This window comes from Aminobacter sp. BA135, from assembly GCF_050859125.1.
Classification (GTDB): domain Bacteria; phylum Pseudomonadota; class Alphaproteobacteria; order Rhizobiales; family Rhizobiaceae; genus Aminobacter; species Aminobacter ciceronei.
Window position 1 is genome coordinate 4,464,536 of the sequence record NZ_CP139572.1, and the last position, 26,422, is coordinate 4,490,957.

28 protein-coding genes and 1 pseudogene are annotated in these 26,422 nt (G+C 63.5%); 9 read left to right on the forward strand and 20 right to left on the reverse strand.

The features are described 5' to 3' along the window. Window positions 1-12 precede the first annotated feature (12 nt). From pssA to SLT36_RS21790, 5 genes are all read right to left on the reverse strand, one after another. A complete protein-coding gene (gene pssA, locus SLT36_RS21770; RefSeq protein ID WP_432284388.1) occupies window positions 13-852 on the reverse strand; it encodes a CDP-diacylglycerol--serine O-phosphatidyltransferase in 840 nt (279 codons plus the stop codon). Continuing rightward, window positions 852-1,550, reverse strand: coding sequence for a phosphatidylserine decarboxylase (locus tag SLT36_RS21775; protein WP_432284389.1), 699 nt, complete (start codon window positions 1,548-1,550; stop codon window positions 852-854). Before SLT36_RS21775 ends, pssA begins: the two co-directional genes overlap by 1 nt. A gap of 189 nt (window positions 1,551-1,739) precedes the next feature. Beyond that, window positions 1,740-3,638 (reverse strand): ABCB family ABC transporter ATP-binding protein/permease, encoded by a 1,899-nt coding sequence (locus SLT36_RS21780; protein ID WP_432284390.1) that lies wholly within the window; start codon window positions 3,636-3,638, stop codon window positions 1,740-1,742. Window positions 3,639-3,652: 14 nt separating this feature from the next. Beyond that, window positions 3,653-3,988, reverse strand: coding sequence for an ArsR/SmtB family transcription factor (locus SLT36_RS21785; RefSeq protein ID WP_432284391.1), 336 nt, complete (start codon window positions 3,986-3,988; stop codon window positions 3,653-3,655). Window positions 3,989-4,055: 67 nt separating this feature from the next. Then, window positions 4,056-5,501: a LysM peptidoglycan-binding domain-containing protein gene (locus SLT36_RS21790; RefSeq protein ID WP_432284392.1), complete on the reverse strand. Its 1,446-nt coding sequence runs from the start codon at window positions 5,499-5,501 to the stop codon at window positions 4,056-4,058. A gap of 110 nt (window positions 5,502-5,611) precedes the next feature. On the opposite strand from SLT36_RS21790, the gene SLT36_RS21795 reads away from it, so the two are divergent. Then, window positions 5,612-6,223: a TIGR00730 family Rossman fold protein gene (locus SLT36_RS21795; RefSeq protein WP_432284393.1), complete on the forward strand. Its 612-nt coding sequence runs from the start codon at window positions 5,612-5,614 to the stop codon at window positions 6,221-6,223. A 146-nt stretch (window positions 6,224-6,369) separates the two neighbouring features. Here the strand turns inward: SLT36_RS21795 and rarD are convergent, their stop codons facing one another. The 10 genes and pseudogenes from rarD to cysS form a co-directional block, all read right to left on the reverse strand. Then, window positions 6,370-7,287 carry an EamA family transporter RarD gene (gene rarD, locus SLT36_RS21800; RefSeq protein ID WP_432284394.1) on the reverse strand — a complete coding sequence of 306 codons (918 nt, stop codon included), beginning with the start codon at window positions 7,285-7,287 and terminating at the stop codon, window positions 6,370-6,372. 118 nt (window positions 7,288-7,405) lie between these two features. Next, window positions 7,406-9,019: a citramalate synthase gene (gene cimA / locus SLT36_RS21805; RefSeq protein WP_432284395.1), complete on the reverse strand. Its 1,614-nt coding sequence runs from the start codon at window positions 9,017-9,019 to the stop codon at window positions 7,406-7,408. A 241-nt stretch (window positions 9,020-9,260) separates the two neighbouring features. After that, complete coding sequence (gene pip, locus SLT36_RS21810; RefSeq protein WP_432284396.1) at window positions 9,261-10,223, reverse strand: prolyl aminopeptidase; 963 nt, start codon at window positions 10,221-10,223, stop codon at window positions 9,261-9,263. Beyond that, a complete protein-coding gene (locus tag SLT36_RS21815; RefSeq protein WP_432284397.1) occupies window positions 10,220-10,696 on the reverse strand; it encodes a GFA family protein in 477 nt (158 codons plus the stop codon). The genes pip and SLT36_RS21815 overlap by 4 nt, the downstream gene beginning before the upstream one ends. Beyond that, entirely contained in the window at window positions 10,693-11,166 is a 474-nt protein-coding gene (locus SLT36_RS21820; RefSeq protein ID WP_432284398.1) for a GFA family protein, read from the reverse strand. Before SLT36_RS21820 ends, SLT36_RS21815 begins: the two co-directional genes overlap by 4 nt. Beyond that, window positions 11,163-11,657, reverse strand: a complete 495-nt coding sequence (locus SLT36_RS21825; protein ID WP_432284399.1) for a GFA family protein — start codon at window positions 11,655-11,657, stop codon at window positions 11,163-11,165. Before SLT36_RS21825 ends, SLT36_RS21820 begins: the two co-directional genes overlap by 4 nt. 12 nt (window positions 11,658-11,669) lie before the next feature. Next, window positions 11,670-12,050 (reverse strand): VOC family protein, encoded by a 381-nt coding sequence (locus tag SLT36_RS21830; RefSeq protein ID WP_263007717.1) that lies wholly within the window; start codon window positions 12,048-12,050, stop codon window positions 11,670-11,672. Next, window positions 12,047-12,436 (reverse strand): endonuclease domain-containing protein, encoded by a 390-nt coding sequence (locus SLT36_RS21835; RefSeq protein ID WP_432284400.1) that lies wholly within the window; start codon window positions 12,434-12,436, stop codon window positions 12,047-12,049. Before SLT36_RS21835 ends, SLT36_RS21830 begins: the two co-directional genes overlap by 4 nt. Before the next feature lie 145 nt (window positions 12,437-12,581). Beyond that, window positions 12,582-12,811, reverse strand: a pseudogene (locus SLT36_RS21840) (hypothetical protein); the annotation flags it as partial. A 73-nt stretch (window positions 12,812-12,884) separates the two neighbouring features. Then, window positions 12,885-14,303 carry a cysteine--tRNA ligase gene (gene cysS / locus SLT36_RS21845; RefSeq protein ID WP_432284401.1) on the reverse strand — a complete coding sequence of 473 codons (1,419 nt, stop codon included), beginning with the start codon at window positions 14,301-14,303 and terminating at the stop codon, window positions 12,885-12,887. A gap of 553 nt (window positions 14,304-14,856) precedes the next feature. Here cysS and SLT36_RS21850 point away from each other — a divergent pair. Then, entirely contained in the window at window positions 14,857-15,012 is a 156-nt protein-coding gene (locus SLT36_RS21850; RefSeq protein WP_432284403.1) for a transcriptional regulator, read from the forward strand. Here the strand turns inward: SLT36_RS21850 and SLT36_RS21855 are convergent. From SLT36_RS21855 to dgt, 3 genes are all read right to left on the reverse strand, one after another. After that, window positions 14,995-15,603: a LysE/ArgO family amino acid transporter gene (locus SLT36_RS21855; protein ID WP_192319603.1), complete on the reverse strand. Its 609-nt coding sequence runs from the start codon at window positions 15,601-15,603 to the stop codon at window positions 14,995-14,997. The genes SLT36_RS21850 and SLT36_RS21855 overlap by 18 nt on opposite strands. Before the next feature lie 118 nt (window positions 15,604-15,721). Beyond that, a complete protein-coding gene (locus SLT36_RS21860; RefSeq protein ID WP_432284404.1) occupies window positions 15,722-16,498 on the reverse strand; it encodes an SOS response-associated peptidase in 777 nt (258 codons plus the stop codon). Between the two features lie 472 nt (window positions 16,499-16,970). After that, a complete protein-coding gene (gene dgt / locus SLT36_RS21865) occupies window positions 16,971-18,425 on the reverse strand; it encodes a dGTP triphosphohydrolase (RefSeq protein ID WP_432284405.1) in 1,455 nt (484 codons plus the stop codon). 788 nt (window positions 18,426-19,213) lie between these two features. Between dgt and SLT36_RS21870 the strand changes: the two genes are divergently transcribed. From SLT36_RS21870 to SLT36_RS21885, 4 genes are all read left to right on the forward strand, one after another. Beyond that, window positions 19,214-19,636, forward strand: a complete 423-nt coding sequence (locus SLT36_RS21870) for an NUDIX hydrolase (protein WP_432284406.1) — start codon at window positions 19,214-19,216, stop codon at window positions 19,634-19,636. Between the two features lie 145 nt (window positions 19,637-19,781). Then, a complete protein-coding gene (locus SLT36_RS21875) occupies window positions 19,782-20,159 on the forward strand; it encodes a TIGR02301 family protein (protein WP_067964142.1) in 378 nt (125 codons plus the stop codon). A 133-nt stretch (window positions 20,160-20,292) separates the two neighbouring features. Next, window positions 20,293-20,550, forward strand: coding sequence for a hypothetical protein (locus tag SLT36_RS21880; protein WP_214387082.1), 258 nt, complete (start codon window positions 20,293-20,295; stop codon window positions 20,548-20,550). 173 nt (window positions 20,551-20,723) lie between these two features. Continuing rightward, a complete protein-coding gene (locus SLT36_RS21885; RefSeq protein ID WP_432284407.1) occupies window positions 20,724-21,569 on the forward strand; it encodes a hypothetical protein in 846 nt (281 codons plus the stop codon). 368 nt (window positions 21,570-21,937) lie between these two features. Here the strand turns inward: SLT36_RS21885 and SLT36_RS21890 are convergent, their stop codons facing one another. Beyond that, window positions 21,938-23,269, reverse strand: coding sequence for a dihydroorotase (locus SLT36_RS21890; protein ID WP_432284408.1), 1,332 nt, complete (start codon window positions 23,267-23,269; stop codon window positions 21,938-21,940). Between the two features lie 71 nt (window positions 23,270-23,340). Here SLT36_RS21890 and SLT36_RS21895 point away from each other — a divergent pair, with 71 nt between their 5' ends. Both SLT36_RS21895 and SLT36_RS21900 read left to right on the forward strand, forming a co-directional pair. After that, complete coding sequence (locus tag SLT36_RS21895) at window positions 23,341-24,195, forward strand: YgfZ/GcvT domain-containing protein (RefSeq protein ID WP_432284409.1); 855 nt, start codon at window positions 23,341-23,343, stop codon at window positions 24,193-24,195. Window positions 24,196-24,198: 3 nt separating this feature from the next. Continuing rightward, window positions 24,199-24,810 (forward strand): hydrolase, encoded by a 612-nt coding sequence (locus tag SLT36_RS21900; RefSeq protein WP_432284410.1) that lies wholly within the window; start codon window positions 24,199-24,201, stop codon window positions 24,808-24,810. A 52-nt stretch (window positions 24,811-24,862) separates the two neighbouring features. Here SLT36_RS21900 and SLT36_RS21905 read toward each other — a convergent pair whose 3' ends face one another. Further along, window positions 24,863-25,489 (reverse strand): glutathione S-transferase family protein, encoded by a 627-nt coding sequence (locus tag SLT36_RS21905; RefSeq protein WP_432284412.1) that lies wholly within the window; start codon window positions 25,487-25,489, stop codon window positions 24,863-24,865. A 169-nt stretch (window positions 25,490-25,658) separates the two neighbouring features. Here SLT36_RS21905 and SLT36_RS21910 point away from each other — a divergent pair, with 169 nt between their 5' ends. Further along, entirely contained in the window at window positions 25,659-26,408 is a 750-nt protein-coding gene (locus SLT36_RS21910; RefSeq protein ID WP_432284413.1) for a TSUP family transporter, read from the forward strand. The last annotated feature ends 14 nt before the right edge of the window (window positions 26,409-26,422 follow it).

The following is a 26,422-nucleotide window of genomic DNA, read 5'->3' on the forward strand; positions in this document are numbered from 1 at the left end:
AAATTGTTCCGGCTAGGCCTTGGGGTCAGCAGGCGTTTCAGCCGCCGTGGCCGCTTCGGCAGCAGCCGCTGCAGCTTCGAGCTTGGAGCGGCGCGCATAGGCGCTGGCACTGAGCGGCAGGAAGATCAGATATGCGCCGACCGAGGCGGTCAGCGTCTGCCAGGGATAGACGGTCAGAAGCAGCACGTAGAACACCGCCAAAAGCATGACAGGCAGCAGGTGCTCGCGTTTGATCTTCAGCTTCTTGCCGGAATAGACGGGCAAGCGGCTGACCAGCAGGAAGGCGACCAGAATGGTGAAAACGGTGGCGATGTAGGCGGCGTTGCGGGTGCCTTCGACGCCGAGGAAGCCGAGATACATCGGCAGCATCAAGGTGATGGCGCCGATCGGCGCCGGCACGCCGACGAAATATTCGGCCTGCCAGGCGGGACGATCGAGATCCTCGTCGAGCACGTTGAAGCGCGCCAGCCTCAGCCCCATGGCGATGGCAAACAACAGCGTCGCGATCCAGCCGAGCGAACCTGCCTTGTCGAGCAGGTAGGCGTAAAGCACCAGCGCCGGCACGACGCCGAAATTGACGATGTCGGCGAGCGAGTCCATCTGCGCGCCAAAGCGCGAGGTCGCTTTGAGCATGCGGGCCAGGCGGCCGTCGATGCCGTCGAGAAAGGCCGCCAGCAGCACCATCACCACGGCCGATTCGAAACGGCCCTCGAAGGCGAGCCGGATGCCCGACAGGCCGGCGCAGATCGCCAGCACGGTGATCAGATTGGGCAGCACCATGCGCAGCGGAATCTCGCGAATGCGCGGTCCGCCGCTGCCATGCGGTTCAAAGGGCTTGAACGGCGCAACCATCAGGAGACCCGCACCAGCGGCGGATGGCTGGCGCCACCGAATTCGGCAAGCACGGTTTCGCCGGCGACCGCGGTCTGGCCGACCGAAACGCGGGCAACCGCATGGTTGGGCAGGAAGACGTCGACGCGCGAGCCGAAGCGGATCAGGCCGAAACGCTCGCCAACGGCGACGTTGCCGCCGACATCGGCCCAGCACAGGATGCGGCGGGCGACGAGGCCGGCGATCTGCACCGCCGCCACCTGGCCGTTGGGGCTGTCGATGACAATGCCGTTGCGCTCGTTTTCCTGGCTTGCCTTGTCGAGCTCGGCATTGAGGAACTTTCCGGGACGGTGCTCGATGCGGACGATCTTGCCACGCACCGGGGCGCGGTTGATGTGCACGGAAAAGACATTCATGAACACCGAGATACGGGTCATCTCGGCGGTGCCGAGATTGAGTTCGCGCGGCGGCACGGCGGGGCCGACGGCCGAGACGACGCCGTCGGCCGGGCTGATCACCAGCCTGTCGTCGACGGGGGTGACGCGCTCGGGGTCACGGTAGAAATAGGCGCACCAGGCCGTCAGGATCGCGCCGATCCAGAACAGCGAAGTAGAAAAGAAGCCCAGCAGGACGGCAACAGCCGCAAATCCGGCAATGAAGGGATATCCCTCGCGATGGACCGGAACGAAGGCGTTGCGGATCGTGTCGGCTATGCTCATGAAGTGGAGGCCGTTGCTGTTGAAGTCCCGGAGTGCTTACCGGAAACGACCGTCAGCCGCAACGCGGCATTGGCAGCACCCACCGCAATCGCGGGCGGCAGACGGCGCTGTCGCCGCTCGCATGAGGAATGATCATGCGAGCCTGATCATGGCAGGCTGTTCGTCTCAGCCGGCTAGCGAGCCGGAGGCTCACTCCGCGTCGTTGGTCACCTCCGGCGTGCGGCGGCGCACGACGACGCCGAGCTCGTCGCCCTCGCGGGCCTGGCGCAGGCGTTCCTCGGCCTCGGTCGCCTCGCGCTGGCGATCCCACATCGAGGCGTAGAGCCCGCCCTGGGCCAAAAGCTCGGCATGGGTGCCGCGCTCGGCGATGCCGCCATCGGCGAGCACGATGATTTCGTCGGCTGAGATCACCGTCGACAGGCGGTGGGCGATGACAAGCGTGGTGCGGCCCTTGCTGACAAGGTCGAGCGCGCTCTGGATTTCCTGCTCGGTCTGGGTGTCGAGTGCGGAGGTCGCCTCGTCGAGCATCAGGATCGGCGGCGCCTTGAGGATGGTGCGGGCGATCGCCACGCGCTGCTTTTCGCCGCCCGACAGCTTCAGGCCGCGTTCGCCGACCATCGCCTTGTAGCCTTCCGGCAGGCGCTGGATGAAGCCCGATATCTGCGCCAGCTCGGCTGCCTTGCGCACATCCTCCTCGTCGGCGTTCACCCGGCCGTAGCGGATGTTGTAGGCGATGGTGTCGTTGAACAGCACCGTGTCCTGCGGCACCATGCCGATCGCCCCGCGCAGGCTCTGCTGGGAGACGTCGCGAATGTCCTGGCCGTCGATCAGGATCGCGCCCTGCTGGATGTCATAGAAGCGGAACAGCAGGCGCGAAATCGTCGACTTGCCGGCGCCCGAGGGACCGACGATCGCCACCGTCTTGCCGGCCGGCACCTCGAAGCTGACACCCTTCAGGATCTGGCGGTTCGGGTCATAGGCGAAATGCACGTCGCGGAACTCGACGCGGCCGGTGCCGACGACAAGTGCCTTGGCATCCGGCCTGTCCGTCACCTCCTGGCTCACGTCGAGCAGGTCGAACATCTGTTCGATGTCGGTCAGGCCCTGGCGGATTTCGCGATAGATGAAGCCGATGAAGTTGAGCGGCACCGACAGCTGCATCAGCATGGCGTTGATGAAGACGAAATCGCCGACGGTCTGGGTGCCGGCCATCACCTCCATCGCCGACATGGCCATGACGATGGTCATGCCGATGCCGAAGATGACGCCCTGGCCGAAATTCAGCCAGCCGAGCGAGGTCCAGATGCGGGTTGCCGCCGTCTCGTAGCGCGCCATCGAGCGGTCGAAACGCTCGGCCTCCATGGCCTCGTTGTTGAAATACTTCACCGTCTCGAAATTGAGCAGCGAATCGATCGCCTTGGTGTTGGCGTCGGTGTCGGAATCGTTCATCTCGCGGCGGATGCCGATGCGCCAGTCGCTCGCCCAGACGGTGAACCAGGTGTAGAGCCACACCGTCGCGGCCACCACGGCGACATATTTCCAGCCATAGGCGAAGCCGAAGATGCCGGCGGTGAGGCCGAATTCCAGCACCGTCGGCGCGGTGTTGAGGATGGTGAAACGGACGATCGTCTCGATGCCCTTGGTGCCGCGCTCGATGATGCGCGACAGGCCGCCGGTGCGGCGCTCGAGATGGAAGCGCAGCGACAGCTGGTGCATGTGCACGAAGGTGCGGTGGGCAAGCTGGCGCACCGCATATTGGCCGACGCGGGCAAACAGCGCGTCACGCAGCTGGTTGAAGCCGAGCTGGACGATGCGCACCACATTGTAGGCGATCACCAGCATCACCGGCGCCACCAGGAAGGCCGGCAGCGGCAGCGGCGAACGCTGGTCGCCGGCGAGCGCATCGGTCGCCCATTTGAAGAAATACGGGCCGGCGACCAGGGTCAGCTTGGCGACGAACAGGAAGATCGTCGCCCAGATGACCCGCGCCCGGAGGTCGGGCCGGTCTTCCGGCCACATATAGGGCCACAGGTTCCTGATCGTGCTGAAGGTTGAGCCGCGTTCGGCGGATACGGTTTTGCTGGCCACTGTGCTTGCCTTGATTAGATGTGCGCGCCGTCGGCGGCGCAAAAGGTGTCGACCAGCGCCGATACCGACACGGCGACGGCGCGCAGCGCCGCCTGGTCGATCTCATAACGCGAGCGCTGCCGCTCCGGCGCGTAACGCACCAGACCGGCTTCGACGAGGATTTTCAGATGTTGCGAGACTGTCGACTGGGCGAGGTCGAGATGCTCGACCACTTCCTTGCAGCAGCATGACCTGCCGCCGGCCAGGCATTTCAGGATTTCGAGCCGCGCCGGATGCGACAGCGCGGCAAGCTTCTGCGTCACGTCGGTGACGGCGCTGCAGCAGGACGGCGGGGAGGAGAAAGAATTCATCGTTTATCGACGATAGACGATGAACTCTTTCCAATCAACCGGGAAAGCGGAAAACCGTTCCCGGCACTTACGGCTTGGGCGCCGGCATCGCCTGCTCGCCCATGGCGCCCATATTGGCCGCCTCGCCCTCTTTCGACTTTTCCGGAACGCGGAACACCTGGCCCGGCCAGATACGGTCCGGATCCTGGATCTGGTCCTGATTGGCGAGATAGATGTTGGAGTAGCGCACGCCGTGGCCATAGACGCGGCGCGAGATGCGCCACAAGGAATCGCCGCGACGGATGATGACGGCGCCATTGACGGCCTCGAGCTTGGGCGCCGTGACCTCAGCTGTGGCCGGTGCGGCGGCGACTTCAGCCGGCTTGTCGGCCGTGGCGGCCGGAGCAGTTGCCTGTGCCGGTGCCGTCGCTTCGGCAGCCGGGTCTGCAGGCTTGGCAGGTACTTCGCCCGCCATCGCCGTCTTGGCCTCGGCCGTTGATGCAGCAGCGGGCGCGGTTGCATCGACGGCTGGCGCTGCGGGGGCCGTCGGCTGCGGCGCGACCGCTGCTACCGCCTCGCCCGGCTCGCGCTGGAACGGCACGGCGGCGCGGGCGACGACCTTGGCGCCGTTCGGCTCGAGCGCGTCGACGCGGATGATGTAGTCGCCGACCGGCAATTCACGCTCGGCCTCGATCAGGAAGCGGCCTTCGGGCGAAGTCTGCGTCTCGCCGATCAGGATCTCGTTGGCATAGGCGCGCACCTTGCGCCCGGCGTCGGCCGAGCCGGCGATGAAGATCTTCTTGCCTTCGATCTCGACGGCCTCGACGGCCACCTTGATCTCAGCTGCCGGTGCGGCCGACTTGGCCGGTGCGGGTTCTGCTGCGGGGGCGGTCGCAGGCGCGCTTGCCTGCTGTTCAGCAGTGGCGGGCGCCGATGGCGCGTCGGCAGGCTTCGGCACGGTGATCAGTTGCGCCGGCTTGCCCGGTTCCTCGACAAGGGCCAGCACCTGGCCGCCCGGATCGGACGGCACCGACACCACCGCTGTCTCGGTCGAGGTCGCCACGACATTGTCGGGCGCGGTTGCGCGCAGCACGATCTGGTAGTCGCCGGGCTTCAGCGGATCGTTGAGCACGACGGCGAAATCGCCGTCAGCGCCGGCAACCGCCGCACCGATGACCTTCGATCCGGTGACGATCTCGACCTTGGAATTGCCGGCGGCCTTGCCGGCGATCACCACCGAGCCGTTGTTTTCGACACGCACCACGTCGAAGGACGGGGCGATCACGGCAGCGGCTGCGGCAGGCGCTGCGGGTGCCGGCGCGACCGTGGCAGGCGCCTCGGCCCCGGCTGCCGGCTTGGCCGGATCTGCGGGCTTGTCGGCGGTCGGAGTCGTTGTCGCGGGTGCCGGCAGGGACGCGATCGCGGCCGGCGGCGCCAGATAGGGATCGAGTGCTCCCGACACATACGCAACGGTCGCAGCAGCGGCTGAGCCGCCTGCTGCGAGTAGGAATATCTTCAACGGATTGATCGCCATATTTCTCTGCCCCTAGCCGCCCGCCGGGTCTACCTTGTTTTGCCGGCAGCGACAAGAAAAAGCCCCGTTCGGGCTTGACCCTGCCTGTGGAGGCAATACCCAATCAGCCGATGAACAAGATTCGATCCATCTGCGTCTATTGTGGCTCCTCGCCGGGCCGTGACGAGGTCTACATCAAGGCCGGGCACCTGCTCGGCCATTCGATCGCCAAGGCCGGCGTCAGGCTCGTCTATGGCGGCGGCACCAAGGGCATCATGGGCGCTGTCGCCGATGGCGCGCGGCGCGCCGGCGGCAAGGTCACCGGCATCATCCCGCGCTTCCTGATGAACAAGGAAGCGACGGAAAGCGCGCTGACGCGGCTCGACGAACTCATCGTCACCGACAACATGCACGAGCGCAAACATCTTATGTTCGAGAAATCGGACGCATTCGTGGCACTGCCCGGCGGCATCGGCACGGTCGAGGAGATCGTCGAGATCATGACCTGGGCCCAGCTCGGCCATCACCGCAAGCCGATCGTCTTTGCCAACGTCAAGGGTTTCTGGGATCCGATGCTGACGCTGCTCGACCATATGAAGACAGAGGGTTTCGTCCATACCTCCCATCTGGTCCAGCCGCTTGTCGTCGACCAGCCGGAAGCGGTGGTCTCGGCGATCATGGTCGCCGCGGGTGCCGATTCCACGCCGACCGAAGGCGTCCAGTCGGTCATCGACAAGATGTAGGTTCGAGGCCGGATCGAACCACGCTCGGCCTGTTTCAGGTCAGGCCGAGCCGAAAATGGTCGTTACCGAGAACCGGAGCGGAGCGTACATTCGGCTACGCGAGAAGCGCAGGCAACGGCCATTTGCAGGCCGGCCTCACCTGAAACTCAGCCGTTTTTGGCGCGTTCGGAAAACATCGACCAGGTGTAGATCGCCAGTGCAGCCCAGATCAGGGCGAAGGCAACAGCGCGTTCGCTCGAGAACGGCTCCCTGAAGATGAAGATGGCGATGACGAAGATCATCGTCGGCGCGATGTACTGCATGATGCCGATGGTCGACATGCGCAAAAGCTTGGCGCCATTGGCAAACAGGATCAGCGGCACGGCGGTGACGATGCCGCAGCCGAGCATCAGCCAGACATCGGTCATCCCGGTGGTGCCGAAATGGCCGACGCCGGTGCCCTGGAGATAGGCGATGTAGACGAGCGCCGGGATGCCGAGGATCAGCACCTCGAGGAAAAAGCCCTGCGCCGGGCCGATCGGCAGCGTCTTCTTGAACAGCGCGTAAAAACCCCAGGACAGCGCCAGCACGATCGACACCCAGGGCAAGCCGCCGCTTTCCCAGGTCAGCAGTGCCACCGCGATCACCGCAAGCCCGATCGCCACCATCTGCGCCCGCGTCAGCTTCTCGCCGAGCACTACAGCGCCCAAAAACACCGAAAACAGCGGGTTGATGTAATAGCCGAGTGCGGTTTCGAGCGCCCGGTCATTGCCGATCGCCCAGACATAGACGCCCCAGTTGATGGTGATCAGCGTCGCCGTCAGCGTGCCCATCGCCAGCGTGCGCGGGGTGCGCAGGGCGCTCTTGATGTCGGAGGTGCGGCCGAGCCACCACAACAACAAGGCTGCGATCGGGATCGACCAGGTGATGCGGTGCGCGATCACCTCAGGCGCCGGAATATGCGCCACCGCCTTCATGTAGAAGGGCAGGAAGCCCCACATCAGATAGGCCGACAGGGCAAACAGGAAGCCACGGGTGGCTTCGTCGCGGGAAATCGCAGGCGTGTTGGTGCTCATGGCGGGCACCTATGCGCCCGCCCGCCAGCGCATGCCATTTCAAAATAGTGATGGTCCACCCGCTTTTCATTGATGGATCAATCGACAGGGCCAGCCGTTGCGGCTGGCCCATCATTGCTCACCGCGCCTATTCCGCCGCCACCAGCCCGGCCATCTCGCGGTTCTTCATCAGCTTGTAGATGATCGAATCCATCAGCGCCTGGAACGAGGCGTCGATGATGTTGGTCGACACGCCGACGGTCCACCAGCGGGCGCCGGTCGAGTCATGCGATTCTATCAGCACGCGCGTGATCGCCTCGGTGCCGCCATTGAGGATACGCACCTTGTAGTCGACGAGCTCGAGGTCGCCGATCTCGTCCTGGAACTTGCCGAGATCCTTGCGTAGGGCGATGTCGAGCGCATTTATCGGGCCGTCGCCTTCGGCCACCGACATCTTTTCCTCGCCGTCGACCATCACCTTGACCACGGCTTCCGAGACGGTCTTGAGATTGCCATTGGCGTCGAAACGGCGCTCGACGAGACAGCGGAACGAGGTCACCCGGAAGAAATCCGGCAAGCTGTGCAGCATGCCGCGCGCCAGAAGCTCGAAGCTGGCATCCGCCCCTTCATAGGCATAACCCTCGGCCTCGCGCTCCTTGACCACCGCGATCAGCGCATCGAGCCGGCTGCTATCCTTGGGCACGTCGATGCCGCGCCGCCTGAGCTCGGCGATGAAGTTGGCCTTGCCGCCCTGGTCCGACACCATGACCTTGCGGCGATTGCCCACCGTCTCCGGCGGCACATGCTCGTAGGTCTTCGGCTCCTTGACGATCGCCGAGGCGTGGATGCCTGCCTTGGTGGCAAAGGCCGATGCGCCGACATAAGGCGCCTGCGCCTCGGGGGCGCGGTTGAGCAACTCGTCGAAGGCCCGCGACAGCCTGGAAATGCCGGCCATCGCCTCGGCCGAGACGCCGGTTTCGAAACGTTCGGCGAAATGCGGCTTGAGCGCCAGCGTCGGGACGATGGTAACCAGATTGGCGTTGCCGCAGCGCTCGCCGATGCCGTTGATCGTGCCCTGGACCTGGCGCACGCCGGCTTCGATCGCCGCCAGCGAGTTGGCTACCGCCTGGCCGGTGTCGTCATGGGCATGGATGCCGAGATTGGCGCCCGGAATGCCCGCGGCGATCACCTGGGCAACGATGTCGCGCACCTCCGACGGCTGGGTGCCGCCATTGGTGTCGCACAACACCACCCAGCGCGCGCCGGCGTCATAGGCGGTGCGGGCGCAGGCCAGCGCGTAGTCGGGATTGGCCTTGAAGCCGTCGAAAAAGTGTTCGCAGTCGACCATCGGCTCGCGGCCGGCGGCACGCGCCGCCTCGACCGAAGTGCTGATCGTTTCAAGGTTTTCCTCGTTGGTGACGCCGAGGGCGACGCGGACATGGTAGTCCCAGCTCTTGGCGACGTAGCAGATGCCGTCGGCCCTGGCCTGCAGCAGGGTTGCCAGGCCCGGATCGTTGGAAGCAGACACCCCTGCCCGCTTGGTCATGCCGAAGGCGACGAATTTCGCCCGCTTGGTCCGCTTTTCCTCAAAGAAGGCGGTGTCGGTCGGGTTGGCGCCGGGATAACCGCCCTCGACATAATCGAGGCCGAACTCGTCGAGCATCGCCGCGATCGCGATCTTGTCCTCGACGGAAAAGTCGATGCCCGGCGTCTGCTGGCCGTCGCGCAATGTTGTGTCGAAGAGATAGATGCGTTCTTTCATGGCAACACCTTGTGGGCTAGCGCGCTATGGCACCCCCGTCTGTCCTTGGGGGCCAGCGCCCTTTGGCGCCCCCCTCTGTCCTGCCGGACATCTCCCCCACAAGGGGGGAGATCGGCAGTATTGACGCCTCGCTCCGTCCTGCAACGCCGGCGATTGGCGAAAGCCGGCATGCCAGCTGATCTCCCCCCCTGTGGGGGAGATGTCCGGCAGGACAGAGGGGGGCAACGTAGGGCGGAAGCGTTCACGACGTTTTCCCCGCGAACCTGTCGGTCGCCCTGACCAGTTGGTCCAATATGCCCGGTTCCGAATAGGCGTGGCCGGCGCCCTCGATCAGGTGGAACTCCGCTTCGGGCCAGGCCTTGTGCAATGCCCAGGCATATTTCGCCGGGCACGGCATGTCATAACGCCCATGGACGATGACGCCGGGAATGTCGCGCAGCCTGTGGGCGTCGCGGATCAGCTGGCCTTCCTCCATCCAGCCGGCATGGACGAAATAGTGGTTCTCGATGCGGGCGAACGCCACGGCGAAGTCGTCCTCGCCGAACTTGCCCGACGTGTCGGGGTCGGGCAGAAGCGTGATCGTCTCGCCTTCCCACAGGCTCCAGGCCAGCGCCGCCTCGACCTTGGCCTTGCGGTCGTCACCGGTGAGGCGCTTGCGGTAGGCGCCCATCATGTCGGCGCGCTCGGCCTCCGGGATCGGCTTGACGAAACGCTCCCATTTGTCGGGGAACATTTCGGAGACGCCGAACTGGTAATACCAGTCGAGCTCGGCGCGGGTCAGCGTGTAGATGCCGCGCACCACCAGTTCGCTGACGCGATCCGGATGCGTCTCGGCATAGGCGAGCGCCAGGGTCGAGCCCCAGGAGCCGCCGAACACCAGCCATGTGTCGTGGCCGGCCATCTCACGCAGCCGCTCGATGTCGGCGACGAGATGCCAGGTGGTGTTGGCGTCGAGCGAGGCATTGGGCAAGGACTTGCCGCAGCCGCGCTGGTCGAACAGCATGATGTCGTACAGCTTGGGGTCGAACAGGCGGCGATGCTTGGGCGAGGTCGCGCCGCCCGGTCCGCCATGCAGGAACACCGCCGGCTTGCCGCCCCTGGTGCCCGAACGCTCCCAATAGACCTGATGGCCGTCGCCGACATCGAGCATGCCGCTGTCGAAGGGTTCGATCTCGGGATAGAGGCCGCGCAGTTCGTCGCTCATAATTTCAGTCCATGCTCCGGCCAATGGGCCGTCTCTTCATCGGGATGCTGGAAGGAGATGATCTGCTCCTGCCGCTGGTAGTAGTCGGGATTGTCGAGCACCGGCTGCTCGAAGATCGTCTCGACCCACGGCAGGCGGAAACCGTGGTTGATCTGGATCGTCGGCGCGAGGTCGGACCGGTCGTCGAACGAGCCGATCGACAGTTCCAGCCCTTCCGCGTGGCGGTACACCATCGGCGTGCCGCAGCGCTGGCAGAAGCCGCGCGAAATGTTGATCGACGACTGGAAATAGCTCGGCTCCTCGCGGATCCACTCGACGCCATCCACCGGCACCGCGACGAAGGCACCGAAGAACGAGCCGAACTGCTTCTGGCACATGCGGCAATGGCAGATCGAGCTGCGCCCCAGCGCGCCGTGGATACGGAATCGGACGGCGCCGCACTGGCAGCCGCCTGTCCTTGCAGTCTCGGTCATGACCTTTTCTCCGCTGGCCATTGTTCAGTGTCGTGGTCGGGGTGCTGGTGGTTCGAAGGTGCTACCGCCGCATACCAGGCGCTTTCGTCGGCCGACAATTCCACCCTGTCGAGTTCGCCGAACCATGGCATCTTCTCGGCCGATCCGCACTGGAATGTCGGCTTCACCGCTTCGGGATGGTCGAGCGCACCGAGCACGACATTGATCGTGTCACGGTCGATCACGTCGAACAGAAGCGGCGTGCCGCAGTCGCGGCAGAAGCCGCGGCGCACGATGTCGGACGAGCGGAACCAGCCGATCTCGCCGCGCGTCACCGAAAACTTCGCCTTCGGCGTGCGCGCCAGCGGCTGGAAATAGTTGCCCGACGCTTTCTGGCACATGCGGCAATGGCAGATATGCGCATTCTCCAGCGCCTGGTCGATGCGGTAGCGCACGGCACCGCACTGGCAACCGCCTGTCGTGACAGTCATTTGCGCTCCTCCGGCGGCCAGGTCTCGGTGTCGTGGTCGGGGTGCTGGAACGAGACGATGTCGTTGACGAAGTCGGCCGCGTCAGGGTCCTCTTCGGTCGAATAGCCCGTGAGTTCGTGGATATTGTCGACATAGGGCAGCTTGCCCTCGAGCCCCCACTGCATCGTCGGCGCGATCTCCTCCGGCTCGTCGAAGGCGGCGATCGCCAGCGCCACGCCGTCGGGTGCCTCATAGGTCAGCGGCGTGCCGCAGTCGCCGCAGAAGCCGCGCAGGCCGAAATTCGACGAGCGGAATTTCTTCGGCTCGCCGCGTGTCCAGACAAGCCTGGAATCCCGATGCACCGAAACCAGCGGCGCATAAAAATTGCCGAACGCCTTCTGGCACATGCGGCAATGGCAGACCGAGGCGCCGCCGAGCTTGCCGTCGACATGGAAACGCACGGCGCCACACTGGCACCCGCCGGAATAATGCGGCCTGTTGTCGAGGCTCATCGCGTCAAACCCTCACGCTGGGACATGGCACACCGCCTCGATGTTGTTGCCGTCGGGATCGAAGACAAAGGCGGCGTAATAGTCTGGATGGTAATGCGGCCTCGGCCCCGGCCCGCCATTGTCCCGTCCGCCGGCGGCGATGGCGGCGGCATAAAACGCATCGACCTCGGCCCGGCTGCGCGCGGTGAACGCATAATGCCGCCCCGGCCCTGCCGGCGCCTCGTGCAGCCAGAACACCGGCCGCTCGCGGCCATAACCGCCGACCTTGACCCCGCCGGTATATTCGCCCGGCACCATCATCAGAAGCTGTGCCCCCAGCGGCGCGAACGCCTTGTCGTAAAACGCCTGTGCGGCATCGAAATCGGCGACTGAAATTCCCGTATGGTCGATCATTGCACGAACTCCTCCGTCATGCGGACGGCCATCCCGGCCGAGATCACAATGTTCTGGCAGACGTGATCCATATCGCGAACAACGTCATCGTTCCAGAAGCGGAGAATGGTCCAGCCGTTGGCCTGAAGAAACGCGGTCCTTGCCGCATCATGTTCGGCTTGCTCGGCCCGCGCATGCTGGCTGCCGTCGACCTCGACGATCAGGCGATGCGACGAACAGGCGAAGTCGACGATGTATGGCCCGATTGGCACCTGCCGCCTGAAACCCAACCCCATCAGCCGGTGCGCACGCAACTCGTTCCACAGCTTCAGCTCGGCCTCGGTCATGACATGACGCATGGCCTTGGCATTCTTGCGCTGACGCCGGGGGACGAGGTCGTGGCCCATGGTCAGGTCCTCGCCTTGCGCCGCAAGGTCAGAAGTAGTGCTCTGTCACACCCCCCTCTGTCCTGCGCCCCGCGCTGCAAGATCAAGAGTTGCGCTCTGTCACACCCCCCTCTGTCCTGCGCCCCGCGCCGCAAGATCAGGAGCTGCGCTCTGTCACACCCCCCTCTGTCCTGCCGGACATCTCCCCCGCAAGGGGGGAGATCAGCCGTCACGTCGACCTTCGCCAATCGCAGACGTTGCAGAAAGGACGGTGCGCGCGCCGCTGCCAATCGCCGACGTTGCAGACGGGACGGTGTGCGCGCCGCTGCCAATCTCCCCCCTTGCGGGGGAGATGTCCGGCAGGACAGAGGGGGGTGCAGTCCCGCAACCCTCTCCGCCAAGACCAGCGCAGTCTGCCCGGCAAGGCAGAAGGGCGCATGCAGCCCCGCCCTATCCTGCCCCGCCATCATCACCGCTTCACTTCCCACGTCGTCACGCGCTCACCCGTGACCGCGTCCTTGCCGTCCTTCAACTGCACGCCCTGGGCCAGCAATTCGTCGCGGATGCGATCGGCTTCGGCCCAGTTCTTGGCGTTGATCAGCTCCAGCCGCCGCGCGATGGTAACCGCGACCGCCGCCTCGTCGACCGCGGCCGCGTCGAGCCCGAAGCCGAGGAACAGCAGCGCTGCCTTGAGTTCGGCCGCGGCTTGGACATTGCCGGCCGCTTCGCCGGCCAGCTGCGACAGGCCCTGGAACACGCTCGACGTGGCAAGGTCGTCGCTGAGCGCCGCAATCAGTGCCGCCGGCACCGCGGCCTCGGCCTCGCCAGCGCTGTCGGCCGCGCGCTTCCATTTGCGCAATGTGTTCTCGGCCTCTTCCAGCTTGCGCAGCGAGAAGTCGATCGGCTCGCGGTAATGCGTCATCAGCATCGCCAGCCTGAGCACCTCGCCCGGCCATTTGCGGCCGCCGAAATTCTCCGTCGCGAGCAGCTCGTGGATCGAATAGAAGTTGCCCAGGCTCTTGGACATCTTCTGGCCCTCGACCTGCAGGAAGCCGTTGTGCATCCAGTAATTGGCCATCACCTCGGTGCCATGGGCGCAGCGCGACTGGGCGATCTCGTTCTCGTGGTGCGGGAAGATCAGGTCGAGCCCGCCGCCATGGATGTCGAAGACCTCGCCGAGATAGGCGGACGCCATGGCCGAGCACTCGATGTGCCAGCCCGGGCGGCCGCGGCCCCAGGGACTGTCCCAGCCCGGCTCCTCCGGCGACGAAGACTTCCACAGGACGAAGTCGCCGGGGTTCTTCTTGTGCGCCTCGACCTCGACGCGGGCGCCGGCCTGCTGCTCGTCGAGATTGCGCTTCGACAGCTGGCCATAATCTTCCATCGAGCCGGTGTCGAACAGCACTTCGCCTTGCGCTTCATAGGCATGGCCGCGTTCGATAAGGCGTTGAATCAACGAGACCATGTCCGTCTTGCCGTCCGCCCGCGCGAGCACGAACTCGGTTGCCCTGGGCTCGACTGAAGGCTCGAGGCAACCCAGCGCCTTGACGTCGGCCTGGTACTGGTTGGCGGTCTTTTCGGTCACCCGCCTGATCGCCTCGTTGAGCGGCAGGTTGGGGAAGTCACGCAAGGCGCGGGCGTTGATCTTGTCGTCGAGGTCAGTGAGGTTGCGCACATAGGTGACATGGTCTTCGCCATAGACATGGCGCAGCAGGCGGAACAGCACGTCGAAGACGATCGCCGGGCGCGCATTGCCGATATGGGCGAAGTCGTAGACGGTGGGGCCGCAGACATACATCCTGACGTTAGCAGGATCGATCGGCACGAAGTCCTCCTTCGTGCGCGTCAGCGTGTTGGTAAGGCGCAGGCCCTTGAATGCGTCAGACATGGTTCTCCCCGTGTGCGTAACCCCGAAAATCTCCGATTTTCGCCAAGGATCATGCACGCAAATTCAGTTTCACGGCGTCCTTTGCGCGTCCAAACGGACGCGCGGCGCCGTGCCTTCAGTTTCACGGCGTCCTTTGCGTGTCCAAACGGACGCGCGGCGCCGTGCCTTCAGTTTCACGGCGTCCTTTGCGTGCCCGTAAGGACGCGCGGCGCCGTGGCCTGCTGGCCCGGGCGTTCAACCTGTCTCGTGTGAAGATGAGGCGAAAACGTCCTGACCAGCGCGAACGCTAGCCAATAAAACAAATGCCGGAAATGGCGAAAGACGTTTTCATCGCGGGCTTTATCGCCTCAGCGGGCTGTTGCCGTCAAGACGCAGCGACACGAAACTTTACCGCCCGGACCGGAACGGAAGCAGTACTGAAACACTTTGTTAAACATCCCGGCACCGTAATGAAACATCGCCCGGATAAAAGGCGCCGCACTGCCACGAATTCGACCGAATCCGTAAGCAAATGCAGCCGCTCTCGACAGAGCTGACTTAAGGGAAGAGACCGATGAAACGAAAACAATCCGACCAGGACCGAGCGCGTCACCAGTACGCCGAACTGACCAAGCACTACCGGGCCATCGGCCCCGCAGCAATTCTTGCCGCGCTGATCTGCGCGCCGAAGAAAGACAAGACGGCGCCCAAGCTAAACAAGGCTGCCTAACAGGCTGAGGCCGATCGCCGCCATCACCAGGCCGATCAGCACATCGAGCACGCGCCACGCGGCAGGCCGGGCAAAGACCGGCTCCAGCAGCCGGGCGCCATAGCCGAGCCCGAAAAACCAGACGAACGATGCGGATGCAGCGCCGATGCCATAGGCAAGGCGCGCCTGTCCTTCATGGGCTGCCGACAGGCTGCCCAGCAGCACCACCGTGTCGAGATAGACATGCGGGTTGAGGAAGGTGAAGGCGAGACAGGCGGCGACCGCCGGCCAGAGCTTCGTCCCGACCGATTTTGCCGCCTGCATCGCAGCAGGCTTCATGGCGCGGCGGAAGGCAATGATCGCATAAGCAAACAGGAACAGCGCGCCACCGACCGTCACCACCGATATCAGGCGCGGCGACTGCGAAATCAGCGTGCCGAGCCCGGCGACGCCGAGGCCGATCAGCAACGCATCCGAGGCCGCACAGATCAGGCTGAGGATGAAGACATGCTGGCGCAGCAGCCCCTGGCGCAGGATGAACGCGTTCTGCGCGCCGATGGCGATGATCAGCGAGGCACCAAGCAGGAATCCGGAGATGGCGGCGGAGAGAATGGGCGTGGACACGCCGCTCTTCTAATGCACCGCCCGGAAAATCAAAATCGATTTCCGGCAGGCAGGATGCAGGGATTGATGATGCCAGAGCGCCCAGCAGCGCGCGGTTCTGCTGCAATCAGAACAGCGTCATCTGGCCGTCGTCAGGCTTTTGTTTCTCCGGCTTCGGCTTCGCCGCCCGCTCAGGTGCTGCTTCAGGCAGCGGCTCGACGCGGCGCTGGATCTCCGGCCCTGTATTGGCGACCTTGTTGACCAGTTCCGACACCGGGATCTGCTCGAAGAAATCGGGCTGCGCCGGCCGCATCAGATGGACGACATCGCGCGGCTCCTGGGTGCGGCAGTCGAGCCAGCGGGCAAAATCCTCCGGCTGGATCACCACAGGCATGCGGTCGTGGATATGCATGATGTCGGCGCTGGCGCCGGTGGTCAGGATCGCCGCGGTGTCGATCTCCGAGCCGCCCGGCTCGCTCCACGTCTCCATCAGCCCGGCCAGCGCTACCAGCCCGCCCTTGCGCGGTCTCAGCCAGTAGGGCTGGCGCCGGTTGCCAGGCAGCTTTTTCCACTCATAGAAACCCGAGACAGGGATCAGCGCCCGCCTGTGGCGCATCGCGGTCTTGAACGACGCCTTTTCGATCGCCGTTTCGGAACGCGCATTGATCAACAGCGGCATGTCGGCCGGGTTCTTTGTCCAGGCCGGGATCAGCCCCCAGCGCGCCAGAAGCGCCATGCGGTCTGAGCGATTCGAGCCCGGCGGCCGCTGCGGCCCTGCCGTCACCACCAGGATCGGCTGGGTCGGCGCCACATTGTAGCGCGGCGGAAAGCTCTCGAGATCGTCCAGCCCGAGAAAGGCGGAGGTTGCGTCGGGCGACGCCAATACCGCAATGCGTCCGCACATCAGGTCAGGTTCCGGTTCATCGCCTGAAAGTGGCGATGGATCGCGCCGGCCGCAACCGCTAAAGCGGATAGGATCGGCTGTTCCACAATGGAACGCATGACCCCTGGGCAAAACGCATGATCGACGCAACCATCTAACACCCTCGCCTCACTTGAGGCGATGCGCCACAAGTTGCGTATTTCGATCTTCGATGGACACGCTTCCGCTTACCAGCCAACCAAATGGATTAGCGATCTCCTGGACAGGGCACAGGCCGAATGGCAACGTGCGCAGCAAGAGCAACGATAAACTGGCCCCAGAAAGAGAGCTGCGGCGCCGGAAGGAAGCTTCGAAGCGTGCAGCCACCTGCAGGAGAACCGGCCAGTCGCCATTGCAAAAGCGGAAAGCAAAACTCGCCAAGGCCTCAGCAGAAGAAGACGGAGAAGTTCGACGAGAAGAACCGGAATCCCACCTATTACCCCCGAAGGCTACTTCACAATGGTTTGTGCATTGTCATGCCATTTGCGCCAAACAACCGACTGTAGAACTCAATTGCGTATCGGTCAGTCATTCCGGCAATAAAATCACATATTGTCCGGCATCTATTTAGCTCGTCCCCATTCCTATATACTTCCCTAAAATCCTTTGGAAGCAACCGGTCGCCGCCCTTCTCATTTATCGCTCCAAATATTTTCTTAACGATGTCTTTTCCTCTATATTCCACCACCTGCAAGGCAGGAGCTCTAATGACGGCCTCATATGTTATGTTTTTAAGAACTTCAACAACGATAAATGTGCGAACTTCCAAACGAACATTGTGAAGTTGTGGATACTCGCCGTTTTCCTTTACCTCGACACCTTGAATAAATGCTTGCACGAGATTTGATGTAAAGGCAGTCCTCGAATAGCCGTCTTCCGCGTAGCGACGAGACCTCTGCTGAGCGTCAACAGAAAAGTACATTTTCTTATATTCGTTGGATGAAGTACGGCTCTTCAGTATCTTTATCTGCTCCGTTCCAAACGTAAACAAATCCGAGAAGACGTCATGCAGAATTTCATGAACATCCTTCACTCCAATTGACATCTTAATTTCAGGATATTGATTTGAAAGTCTCTTGTTAATTGTTTTTACAACAGATTCGTAAATCGAGTCATCAAGCGCAAACAACTCCAAAGGACTCAAGAATCCACTCTTGAACACATCTTCAAGATCATACGTCGAATACGCAATGTCGTCTGCGATATCCATTATCGAACATTCAACCGTTTTAAATTTTCCAGTGAACGCTTCTCCGACTATCTTTTCCTTGATTTTTCCGACCAATTCGCTGTCGGCTTCATAGTACCCTTTGGCAACATTGTTCTGCCTGTCCTCAGCCCGATCTGCACACCGTATAGGTATCGGCGAGTCGTACTTCAGGATGGAAGCCAAGGATCGGTACGTGAGATTGAGCCCGCAGCGCTGGTCTATTTCTTCGCTAAAGGCACGCAGGTCAGAATTTAGGGTAACCTTCTTCTCAAGCCGCGATAGGATTCGAAGGGTCTGGGCGTTGCCTTCAAAGCCGCCGTTATGCTCCCGCATGCACTCATCCAGCGCCTCCTCACCATTGTGACCGAATGGTGGATGCCCAAGATCATGCGCCAGTCCGGCGAACTCCACGAGATCAGGCGCGATTTTTTGGCTCTTACTACGAAACAGTTTATGCGTAGCGTTAAGCCTGATCGCAATACTCTTTGCAATCTGGGCGACTTCTAACGAATGCGTCAGCCTGTTTCGGAAAAAATCGCCTTCATGACCAGGGAATACCTGAGTTTTGCCCTGCAACCGCCGAAAGCCTGCGCTATGTATTAAACGTGCATAGTCACGTCGCCATTCATCACGATATTTTTCTGCATTTTGGGTATCAAGCAAGCGTCCATAATCGGACTCAGAGTAAAGCGGACGCATGACCCCCCGGTCGTCATTTTAGCTTTTCGACGAACCTACCATTAACTGCCGAACGGTCCTTCAGCAACGTCCAAGTTCCGCTTGGGCTCTCGACAGCCGTTTGCAGAGTGCGCAATTCGCGCACTACAGTCTTGTACACGGGGTTCTTGTCGGTCTCTGCGGCAGCTGCAGTCTTCCTGCCAGATGACATTACAGCACTGGACTTTGCCATTACCATATCTCCCCTATGTGCCAATGAAAACGCGCTATCGTATAGCGTTCTACGACAGCGCCTTTTCCTCTATTTAAAACCAGTCTCGCGTCGCACGATTGCGAATTCGTTAAGCGCTGCTGCTGTCACCACGCTCAGACTCAACGGACCTAGCACTTGCAGGTTCCTCCGAACGATAGCGCAAATCAACGCTTCATAACCGCGCATGTACGAAGGTGCTACGTTCGTCGATTGAATGCAACACATGTTGTTGTGACATGTTGCGTCTCTAATCGTTGCAGTGTTTCCGTGATTGCCGTCGCGTGTCACTCGATATGACGGCACGTCCCGGATCAATCGGCTTTCCAATCTCGGCATGCCAATTAAGATGCTCGTCAAACCACGCGGCGCCATGACGATCAGTCGATATGCGCATCGATACCAAGGTGACCGGCCGGTGAGCTTAGGCTGGGTTCTTGCCCTAGGTCAGGTTCCGGTTCATCGCCTGAAAGTGGCGATGGATCGCAGCCGCCGCAACCGCTAAAGCGGATGTGACCGACTGTTCCACAATGGAACGCATTACCTCTGGGCAAAACGCATGATCGACGCGACCATCATTCCTGCCGTCTCCGTCGCCGTCCTGCGCGACCGCTCGGTCATGCTGGTGCGCCGCGGCCGCGCGCCGTCGAAAGGGCTCTACGCCTTCCCCGGCGGACGTGTCGAACAAGGCGAGGCGCTGGAAGAGGCCGCCCGCCGCGAGCTGATGGAGGAAACGGGCATTGCGGTCGGCGACCTCGTCCGCCTGCGCGAGCTGCTCATCGACAGCCGCAACGACAGCGGCTCGGTCTACCTGCTCACCGTCTTCGGCGCCCGCCACCTCGAAGGCGAGCCGGTTGCCGCCGACGATGCCGACGAGGCCGCCTATTTCGACCTCGCCGAGATCGAACGCCTGCCGCTGACCGATTCGACGCTCGAAATCGTGCTCGAACTGCTCGGCGGTGCGGTCGCACTGCCGGCATAGCGCAATTCCAGGAAAAACCGTGCAGCGCCTTTCCCAAAGGATTTCGCAAGGCGAAGATCGAGGGTTTCCGCTTTTCGACGAAAAGCGAAAGGGATAGAGGCCTCAGCGGCCTTGCCGGGGACAAATTGTTTCGCCACAAAAGCTTATGATGCGCGCTTCGACCTACATCATGGCTATCACGCTTGCCGCGACCACTGCGTTCGCAGCACCGGTGCGCGCCGTCGAAGCGCCGTTCGAGCCGGGCCTGATGCGCCTTGCCGAGGTTCTCGGCTCGCTGCATTTCCTGCGCAATCTGTGCGGCGAAAAGGGCAGCCAGTGGCGCGGCGAGATGGAAAAGCTGCTGCAGGCCGAGAACCCCTCGCCCGAGCGCCGCGCCCGCTTCATCGCCTCCTTCAACCGCGGCTACCGCTCCTTCGACGGTACCTACACCGCCTGCACGCCGTCGGCGACCGAAGCGATCAGCCGCTACATGAAGGAAGGTGAGGCTTTGAGCCGCGACATCGCCTCCCGCTTCGGTAATTAACAGGCTATTTACTCTCCCGGCATTGCTTGCCGTACACGAACGGGCGATTGTGCTAGGTGTCTTAACGGGACATTAAAGGGATAGCTCAAGTTGATCCGAATCATCGGGTCGCTGGGCAGGGTGAAAGACCGCAATGGAACAAAGCGTAAGCGACATCGACGCCCTGGTTCGGGAAGAAAAGCGCCTGACCGCTGTCGAGAGCCACAATGAGGCGTGGGCCGAAGGCCTGTCCGCCGGCATCGAGCCCGAGATCATCGCCGAAGCAGCCCTTGCCACGGCTTTTGCCGAGATCGTCGCCGCCAATGGCGAACGCGCAGCACTTGCCATGCTCGATCGCATGCGCGCCAGGGTGGAAGCCGGCGACTTCGAGCCGGTGCGCCTGCGGCATTGAGTGCCGCCCCACTTCTTTGACTAGCCGACACGGTTTCGGCATCATGCTGGCACATTGAGGGCGTAACCACGCATTGTCGGAACATGATTCCGGGCGGGGTCATGCGATTGAAAGCGTTGCAGCGTCGGCCCGAGAGGGGGCAAACGCTCGGGAATACCGGAGCCAGGGATCTGATGCGGCCAAAGACTGAAACTGCGCCCCGCGGCGCATTGCGACTTGCCGTTCTCGGCCTTGCCGCCTCGCTCGTCCTGCCGCTCCACGCCTCGACGGCGTTTGCGCTGTCCGAAATCAAGCGCGAGGAAATCCCCGCCCCCGTCATGCCGCCCAAGCCGGCCGCTGACGAGAGTGCGACCCCGGAAAAGTCGGTGCCGATGCCCGACCCGATCCAGACGCCGGCGACCACGACACCTCAAGGGACCGAAGCACCTGCAGGCACCGAAGCACCTTCCGAGCAACCGGCCGACGACCAGCCGGCCGAACCGGATGCCACGCCCACCGAACCGGGCGGCGCCACCGGTCCCGCCGCGCCCAATCTCGATCCGGAAGGCCCGCTGCCCGAAATCGTCTACGATCTCAGCCGCCTGCCCGAGCCGGTGGCGCGGATGCGCAGCCTCTTGGTCGAGGCCGCCAAGACCGGCGACATCGAAAAGCTGCGGCCGCTGGTCGGCCAGGGCGAAGCGATGCCGCAATTGTCGTTCGGCGACATCGAGGGCGATCCGATCGCCTTCATCAAGGGGCTATCAGGCGACGGCGAAGGCCAGGAAATCCTCGCCATCATGGAAGAGGTGCTGAACGCCGGCTACGTCCATTTGGGCGAAGGCACCGACGAAGACCTCTATGTCTGGCCCTATTTCTTCGGCATCCCGCTCGACAAGCTCGATCCGCGCCAGAAGGTCGAGCTGTTCAAGATCGTCACCGCCGGCGACTACGAAGACATGAAGCAATATGGCGCCTACGTCTTCTATCGCCTCGGCATCACCCCCGAAGGCCGCTGGGCGTTTTTCGTCGCGGGGGATTGAGCCTCATCCTTCGCCCCGTTCACGGGGAGAGGGTGGCCGAAGGGCCGGATGAGAGGCAGCGCTGACGGCCGGCAAATGTGGAGGGCACTCCCGATCGCCGGCTCCGCTTTCACAGGGCTTTCGCACCAGTCGATCTTCTAGCAACGGCATGGCAACTGTGTTCAAGCGAGCAAACAGGTGCTCTTTCTTCCGCCCTCTCCGCATTCCTCACCTTCACGGCATGGATCGTCGGGCAAGCCTCTGGGATGACGAATTGGAGAGGCGGCTTGCGGATGGCAGGATTGTCGGGCCTTGGGGTCGCGTAACCGCGGCGACCTCCATAGCCAGAGCTGCAGTCCGATCTCGCCCACGAACGGCGGGAGGAAAGACTACTTCACCACGGCTTCCGAAAACTCCACCGCCCTGCCCTGCGACGGCGTGGTGATCTCGGCTTCCCACATGACGCGGATGCCGCGGACGATGGTGCCGACCGGCCAGCCGGTGACCGGCTTGCCGTCATAAGGCGTCCAGCCCGCCTTGGAGCCGGCCTGGGCGTTGGTGATGGTCTGCTTGCGCTTCATGTCGACGACGGTGAAGTCGGCGTCGTAGCCGGCGGCGATGCGGCCCTTGCGGGCCATGCCGAAGATGCGGTTGGGGCCGTGGCTCGCAAGGTCGACGAAGCGCTCCAGCGTCAGCCGGCCCGCATTGACGTGGTCGAGCATGATCGGCACCAGCGTCTGCACGCCGGTCATGCCCGAGGGCGAGGCCGGGTAAGGCTTGGCCTTCTCAGTCAGCGTGTGCGGCGCGTGGTCGGAGCCGAGCACGTCGACGATACCTTGCGAAATACCGTGCCAGATGCCGTCGCGGTGACGTGCTGCGCGTACCGGCGGGTTCATCTGCAACAGCGTGCCGAGACGGGCATAGTCGTCCGCGCTCATGGTCAGGTGATGCGGCGTCGCCTCGCAGGTGGCGACGTCCTTGTGCTGTTCGAGGAAGGTGATTTCCTCCGCCGTCGAGATGTGCAGCACGTGGATGCGGGCGCGCTCTTGCCGGGCGATGCGTACCAGCCGCTCGGTGCACTGAAGTGCTGCGATCTCGTCGCGCCAGATCGGGTGCGAGGACGGGTCGTTTTCGACGCGCAGGTTCTGGCGCTCGCGCAGGCGGAACTCGTCTTCCGAGTGGAAGGCAGCACGGCGGCGGGTGTTGCGCAGGATCGAGGCGACACCCTCGTCGTCCTCGACCAGAAGGTCGCCGGTCGACGAGCCCATGAACACCTTGATGCCGGCAGCGCCCGGCAGACGCTCCAGCTCGGCGACGTCGCCGGCGTTGTCACGCGTGCCGCCGACCCAGAAGGCGAAGTCGCAATGCATGCGCGCGGTCGCCCGGCTGACCTTGTCGGCCAGCGTCGCTTCGCTCGTCGTCAGCGGGTTGGTGTTGGGCATCTCGAAGACGGTGGTGACGCCGCCGAGAACGGCCGCGCGCGAACCACTCTCCAGGTCTTCCTTGTGCTCCAGCCCCGGCTCGCGGAAATGCACCTGGCTGTCGACGACGCCGGGCAGGATGTGCAGGCCGGTGCAGTCGATGGTCTCGCCGGCCGAAGCGCGGCCGAGATCGCCGATGGCGGCGATCCTGCCATTGGTGACGCCGACGTCGCGGACGCCGCTGCCGTCATGATTGACGACCGTGCCGCCCTTGAGGATGAGATCGAAGGTGGTAGCCATGTCGCGCGTGCCCTTGTCTGGGAATTGCCTGCGGCTTACGTAATGGCTCTCCGAAATGCAAGATCAGGTCCATGCCGACAGCCATCCTCGCCGACCGCGCCATCATCGATGTTTCCGGCCCCGATGCCGAGCATTTTCTGCAGAACATCCTGACGCTCGACCTCGATGCGCTCGGCAAAAGTGAAGCCAGGCCCGGCGCGCTGCTCGCCCCGCAAGGCAAGATCATGTTCGATTTCCTGGTCTCGCGCAGCACAGACAATACGCTCAGGCTGGAATGCCGGGCCGACATTGCGGATGATTTCGTCCGCCGCCTGATGCTCTACCGGCTGCGCGCCAAGGCCGATATTTCCAAGCAGGATCAGCCACATATCGCGGTTACGTGGCAAGATGATTCAGCTATCTCGCACTCTGATTCAACTGTCCGCGACAGCCGCTTCCAGCAGCCTGTGTTCCGCCATTACGGCACCGCCCCCACGCCTAGCGCCTCCGAGGCCGACTGGCACGCATTCCGCATCGACAATGGCGTCGCCGAAAGCGGCCCCGACTACGCGCTCTCCGACGCCTTCCCGCATGACGTTCTGCTCGACCAGATGGGCGGCATCGGTTTCAAGAAAGGCTGTTTCATCGGCCAGGAGGTCGTGTCGCGCATGCAACATCGCGGCACCGCCCGCCGCCGCGTGCTGCTCGTCTCGGCTGCTTCAGGCCTGCCGGCGCCGGGCACCGAACTCAAGGCCGACGGCAAGGTTCTGGGCACGCTCGGCTCCGTCGACGGCTCGAACGGCCTCGCCATCGCCCGCATCGACAGGGTCAAGGCAGCGCTCGACGCCGGCAGCGCCATCACCGCCGGCGACGTCACCGTAGCGCTCGCCATTCCTGCCTGGGCCAGCTTCACCTATCCCGAAGCCACCAGTGCGGAAGACGCCTGAGCCATGGCCGACCGTCCCGGCGCCCCGCCGCGTGCCTGGCAGCGCATGCTGTCGGGCCGCCGCCTCGACCTGCTCGACCCCTCGCCGCTCGACGTCGAAATATCAGATATCGCCCATGGCCTGGCGCGTGTCGCGCGCTGGAACGGCCAGACCTCGGGCGACCACGCCTTTTCGGTGGCGCAGCACTCGCTGCTGGTCGAGCAGATCTTCCGCCGGATCGTGCCTGATGCAGGACCCGAGGCGCTGCTGGCAGCACTGCTGCATGACGGGCCGGAATATGTCATCGGCGACATGATCTCGCCGTTCAAGTCGGTCGTCGGCGGCGGCTACAAGTCCTGCGAGGAGCGGCTGCAGCACGCCATCCATCTGCGCGTCGGCCTGCCGGCCGAGATCGGCCAGGGGCTGAAGAAAGACATCAAGCGCGCCGACCAGATATCGGCCTATTTCGAGGCGACAGTGCTTGCCGGCTTTTCGGTCACCGAGGCGACCGAGTTCTTCGGCCGCCCGCGCGGCATCACCGCCGACGGGCTCGACCTTGCGCCGCAGCCGGCCAGACGGGTGCAGGAGGCCTTCCTCAAGCGCTTTGCCGCGATCGAGAAGCTGCGCGTCGGCTGAGCCTGATCCCGAGCATGTGACACTTTCGGGCCACATCATCCGTCGGAAATCCTCAGGCCGGCGGGATGAATTCCTGGCTGATCTCCTTGAACACCGGCATAGCCTCGAGCCGTGCCGCATCGGCGGCGAGTGCCGGGAATTCGGCCATGTCGAGCAGGCCCTGATGGGCGTCGTTGATGAAGCGCAGGACACAGACAACGGCAATGTCGGCATGGCCGATGCGGTCGCCGAACCAACAGGCGCTGCCGCGTTTGGCGCGCTCGGCCTCCAGAACCTTGAGCACCGAGGCGATCTGCGTGCGGCAGCGTTCGACCCAGACCTCCGAGACGTGGGTGTGCAGCCGCTTCTCGTAGAACAGGCTGACCGCCTTCTCGCCGACGCCGGTGGCCAGCGTCGCGATCTTCAGCGCCTGGTGCCGGGCCGGCTCGGCCTGGGGGAACATCGCCTCGCCTGAAGGCGCAAGGTGGTCGAGATAGTCGAGCATCATGTGGCTGTCGATCAGCACCTCGTCATCGTCGAGCACCAGCGTCGGCACCCGGGTCAGCGGGTTGTAGGCACGGATCTTGTCGGCGTCGCCGAAGGCCGACCATGTCTCATGCCGGAACGGGATGCCGTAGAGCCTGAGAGCGATGCCGACGCGGCGGACGAAAGGGCTGTCATACTGGCCGATGAGGATCATGTCGTAACGTCCCGGAGCGAAATCTCGCGGGGATAGTACACCAGGCATCGTTGCGATCCAGAAGCCAGGGAATGGGTTCCCAAGGCACCAGTTCGTCAAGTGCAGCCTTGCCGGCAGGCCGCGACTGCTTGAGAACGGCTAGGCAACTCCTATCGGGCGGGGCTGAGTCGTGACCCTTGGTGACGTAGCGCTGTGGCAATATCTGCTGGTGGCAGTGGTGTCGTTCTGCGCTGCCACTCTTGGCGGCATCACCGGCTATGGAACCGGCCTGCTGCTGCCGCCGGTCCTGCTGCCGATTGTCGGGCCCGAGGCGGTGGTGCCGATCATCAGCGTCTCGGCGCTGATGACGAACGGCAGCAGACTGGCCGCCTTCCACACCGAGTTCGACCGCCGCACGGCCGTTATCGTCGGCGCTTTCGCCTTGCCTGCCTGTCTTGCCGGCGCCTACGGCTACACGCTGCTTTCAGGTCCTGCTATCACCCTGCTCATCGGAGCGATGCTGATCATACTGGTGCCGGTCAGGCATTTGTTGTTGTGCGCCCGCGGCAATCTCCGCGGCGGCGGCCTGCGTGCCGCCGGGCTGGGCTACGGCCTGCTTGCCGGCGGCACATCGGGGGCCGGCGTCGTCCTCATCACCATCCTGCTGGCCGCCGGCCTTGGCGGCAGGGCGGTGATTGCATCCGACGCCGGCATTTCGATGGCGCTTGGCCTCGCCAAGGCAATGGTCTTCCAGACCACCGGCTTCCTGCCGCTGTCGTCGGTGGTGATGGCCCTGCTCATCGGCCTGTGCGCCACACCGGGCGCCTTCATCGCCAAGCGGCTCGCATCCGGCCTCACCAACCGGGCCCATATTGCCATCCTCGACGCGGTCGTTGTCGTCGGCGGCGTGCTGCTCATCGCCCAAGGCTTGCGCGGCTAGCCTCGATCCAGGCT

Bases quoted from the DNA above. Each gene is read 5' to 3' on its own strand.
- pssA (WP_432284388.1), bottom strand. From the start codon at position 852: ATGGTTGCGCCGTTCAAGCCCTTTGAACCGCATGGCAGCGGCGGACCG.
- SLT36_RS21775 (WP_432284389.1), bottom strand. From the start codon at position 1,550: ATGAGCATAGCCGACACGATCCGCAACGCCTTCGTTCCGGTCCATCGC.
- SLT36_RS21785 (WP_432284391.1), bottom strand. From the start codon at position 3,988: ATGAATTCTTTCTCCTCCCCGCCGTCCTGCTGCAGCGCCGTCACCGAC.
- SLT36_RS21790 (WP_432284392.1), bottom strand. From the start codon at position 5,501: ATGGCGATCAATCCGTTGAAGATATTCCTACTCGCAGCAGGCGGCTCA.
- SLT36_RS21795 (WP_432284393.1), top strand. From the start codon at position 5,612: ATGAACAAGATTCGATCCATCTGCGTCTATTGTGGCTCCTCGCCGGGC.
- cimA (WP_432284395.1), bottom strand. From the start codon at position 9,019: ATGAAAGAACGCATCTATCTCTTCGACACAACATTGCGCGACGGCCAG.
- pip (WP_432284396.1), bottom strand. From the start codon at position 10,223: ATGAGCGACGAACTGCGCGGCCTCTATCCCGAGATCGAACCCTTCGAC.
- SLT36_RS21815 (WP_432284397.1), bottom strand. From the start codon at position 10,696: ATGACCGAGACTGCAAGGACAGGCGGCTGCCAGTGCGGCGCCGTCCGA.
- SLT36_RS21820 (WP_432284398.1), bottom strand. From the start codon at position 11,166: ATGACTGTCACGACAGGCGGTTGCCAGTGCGGTGCCGTGCGCTACCGC.
- SLT36_RS21825 (WP_432284399.1), bottom strand. From the start codon at position 11,657: ATGAGCCTCGACAACAGGCCGCATTATTCCGGCGGGTGCCAGTGTGGC.
- SLT36_RS21830 (WP_263007717.1), bottom strand. From the start codon at position 12,050: ATGATCGACCATACGGGAATTTCAGTCGCCGATTTCGATGCCGCACAG.
- SLT36_RS21835 (WP_432284400.1), bottom strand. From the start codon at position 12,436: ATGGGCCACGACCTCGTCCCCCGGCGTCAGCGCAAGAATGCCAAGGCC.
- cysS (WP_432284401.1), bottom strand. From the start codon at position 14,303: ATGTCTGACGCATTCAAGGGCCTGCGCCTTACCAACACGCTGACGCGC.
- SLT36_RS21850 (WP_432284403.1), top strand. From the start codon at position 14,857: ATGAAACGAAAACAATCCGACCAGGACCGAGCGCGTCACCAGTACGCC.
- SLT36_RS21860 (WP_432284404.1), bottom strand. From the start codon at position 16,498: ATGTGCGGACGCATTGCGGTATTGGCGTCGCCCGACGCAACCTCCGCC.
- dgt (WP_432284405.1), bottom strand. From the start codon at position 18,425: ATGCGTCCGCTTTACTCTGAGTCCGATTATGGACGCTTGCTTGATACC.
- SLT36_RS21870 (WP_432284406.1), top strand. From the start codon at position 19,214: ATGATCGACGCGACCATCATTCCTGCCGTCTCCGTCGCCGTCCTGCGC.
- SLT36_RS21875 (WP_067964142.1), top strand. From the start codon at position 19,782: ATGATGCGCGCTTCGACCTACATCATGGCTATCACGCTTGCCGCGACC.
- SLT36_RS21880 (WP_214387082.1), top strand. From the start codon at position 20,293: ATGGAACAAAGCGTAAGCGACATCGACGCCCTGGTTCGGGAAGAAAAG.
- SLT36_RS21885 (WP_432284407.1), top strand. From the start codon at position 20,724: ATGCGGCCAAAGACTGAAACTGCGCCCCGCGGCGCATTGCGACTTGCC.
- SLT36_RS21890 (WP_432284408.1), bottom strand. From the start codon at position 23,269: ATGGCTACCACCTTCGATCTCATCCTCAAGGGCGGCACGGTCGTCAAT.
- SLT36_RS21895 (WP_432284409.1), top strand. From the start codon at position 23,341: ATGCCGACAGCCATCCTCGCCGACCGCGCCATCATCGATGTTTCCGGC.
- SLT36_RS21900 (WP_432284410.1), top strand. From the start codon at position 24,199: ATGGCCGACCGTCCCGGCGCCCCGCCGCGTGCCTGGCAGCGCATGCTG.
- SLT36_RS21905 (WP_432284412.1), bottom strand. From the start codon at position 25,489: ATGATCCTCATCGGCCAGTATGACAGCCCTTTCGTCCGCCGCGTCGGC.